Annotated in this window: 2 protein-coding genes; both read right to left on the bottom strand. The window is 54.5% G+C overall.

Annotated elements, in window-relative coordinates; genetic code table 11:
- Positions 1–594: Ail/Lom family outer membrane beta-barrel protein (locus ACJHWT_RS25200; protein WP_368463070.1), on the bottom strand; the 594-nt coding region annotated here is incomplete at its 3' end.
- 70 nt (positions 595–664) lie between these two features.
- Positions 665–2,729: phage tail tip protein (locus ACJHWT_RS25205; RefSeq protein WP_410232382.1), on the bottom strand; the 2,065-nt coding region annotated here is incomplete at its 5' end.

Genomic DNA, 2,729 nt, shown 5'->3' on the forward strand with positions numbered 1-2,729 from the left:
TTTATAACCGACACCAACGATGAAACTGTTGGTACGCCAGTCACCGCTGCCGGAGCCTTCATAAGCGACGTCAACGGCCACGGATTCGGTCGGGTTAAACTGCACGCCAGCCCCCCACGCCAGAGACGTGTTGCTGTGGCGACCGTCATCACTTCCGGTCAGCACATCGTGCTTTTTCCCCTTGTTGTCAGTTACGCGGAGATAATCCCCGGAGAAAGTCGACACACGGCTGTAAGCCACACCCGCCATCGCATACGCGCTGAACCATTCATTCACGCGCACAGACGGCCCCGCCATTACGCTGAACCAGCGGTTACGAACGGAATCTTCATGCCAGCGGGTATCGCTGTAACGGGTCAGCTGGCGATTCTTGTCTCCTGCATAGCTGAATGACGTCACCAGCCCCAGTGTGTCCGTAAACTCATAACGGTATTTCACGTTAATCCCGTTCAGATCATCACTGCCGGGGACGTTCGTCGAGGCATGAAGATACCCCGCGCTCAGCGTGGACTGATGTTCAGACGCCCATGCAGGCGCACCGGATACGGCCAGACAAATGGCTGCGGACAAAATTGCTGCACAAACTTTACGCATAATTACCTCTCGCTTTTCTGCAATAAAAAAGGCGTCATTCCTGACGCCCTTTATTGGGGTTATAAATATTTCAACGAATACTGATGCCGGAAGCGGCTTTTTTGGTCACAATCACCGTACAGTCGGTGATATTGCCTGCCCCCTGATTGCCTTTCTGGAAAATCTTAAACTCCAGAGTGACGCTTCCCCTGCCACTCGGCATATCAATAACTGCACTGTAACTACCGGGAATGGCCCCTTTAGTTTCTCTGGATGCGATTAATACGCCGTTTTTGCGAACTTCAAAACCATAACCCGTGTATCTTGTACCTCCCGGGTTATTACCACTTCCCGGATCGCTATACGCTATTCCGTTAAAGATAATGGGCGGAATAATGATTTGACGGTCAAAGTTATGATCATCGCTGATGGTGACTGTAACCGTCCCGTTTGGTGTTTCCGTATTACCCCACGTACCAGCCTGTTTCGGGAATGATTTGGATACAGCTTTAACGAAGTCACCTCTGACCTGAGTCGCCTCCAGCATGCCCTTAATCGTACAGTTTTCATTTACCGTGACATTGTTGAGCGTCCCGGCGTTCGCATTCACACTGCCACTGATATCCGCATTTTTAGCGGTCAGCTTTCCGTCCGGTGTCAGGGAAAATGCCGGCGGATTTCCACCGCTGGTAATGGTGGGAGCCGTCAGGCGTTTCAGGAACACGTCATTCATGAATATCTGATCACCCTGACCAACAAACATCGGTTTTGTGTTGCCATTTGCAGGATTAATCATCGCAATCCTGTCTGCCGCCAGCAGCACCTGACTCTGCATGCCGTCGGGGGTGTTCTCAATACCGGCACCGATACCCGCGATATAAAGGCGTCCGTCCTGCATCTGCTGCAGCTTCACAGCCCACATGCTGTTCAGATTATTATTTGTATCAACCTGAACCTTCTGTATCTGCTGGATCGCTGCACTCTGGTCTTCCAGTTTCTTATTGACGGTCTGCGTGATTTCATTGCTGACATCCGTAATGGACGTCCTGATTTCAGCCAGGTCAGGCGCAAGCTGACCGTTATCAATCTGCGTCCACAGCTCCTGAGCCAGATGGGTTTTCCCTATCTCGCCTTTGAAAAAATCCAGATAACCGGATGCATCATCACTCGGCTGACCAACAGCCTCCACGAATGCCGATTTGCCAACGGTGTTCACACTGCGGATATAAAAGTAATAATCATGGCCCGGTTTGATATTGATACTGGCAGCTATCCAGTACAGCGCCGTACCAAGATAGCGGGCTGTGGTTTCAACCTGCCTGATATCCGCAATCCGCTTTTCCGAGAACCAGAACTCAAACTGTACCGTCGGATCATAAACGGCAAGATGCGGCGTTGCGGTTATCTGAAAATAGCCCGGCGTCAGCTCAATCCGCGACGGTGCTGCCGGTGCGGCAATCCGGAACGATACCGATGCCGGATCGCCCTGCTGCCCCCACGCATTTACCGCCCGGACTGTCAGCCTGTAGTTCCCTGGCGCCAGTTGCGTGAAGCGGTATGTGGTTTCCGTCGTCCGGGCCGTGCTGACCAGCCGCTCACTGCCGTCGTCTGCTGCCACGGTCAGGCGAAGCAGGAAGCTCACGCCCTTCACCACCTTCGGCGTGTCCCAGCGCGCCAGCACCTGGTATTCCCCGCTGTCTGCGGTGACTTCGGCGGTCAGGTGCTGCACCGCTGGCGGCGTGACACCATTTACCGTGCCGCTCTGGTCGCCGTCAAAGTGCGCCCCGTTATCCACGATGGCCTCTTTTTCCGGCACATGCTGCACGGCAGTGATGGCATACGTGCCGTCGTCGTTCTCACGGATACTCACGCAGCGGAACAGGCGCTGGCGCAGCGTCGGCAGCTTCAGCCCCCACACGCTGTATTCAGCAACACCGTCAGGAACCCGGCTCACTTTTACCTTCACGCCGTCGGTGACGGACTGAACCTCCACGCTGACCGGATTACCCTGACCGTCAACCAGGCTTATCAGCGTGGTACCGGAGGATGGCAGCGTGATTTCACGGTCGAGCGTCAGCGTCCGGGTCTGGCTGTTTACCGCCAGCACGCGCCCGCCGGTGCGGATACCGGCATAGTCATCATCGCAGATTTCAATG

This window comes from Escherichia sp. WS338 (genome assembly GCF_046486405.1).
Taxonomy (GTDB): Bacteria; Pseudomonadota; Gammaproteobacteria; order Enterobacterales; family Enterobacteriaceae; genus Escherichia; species Escherichia coli.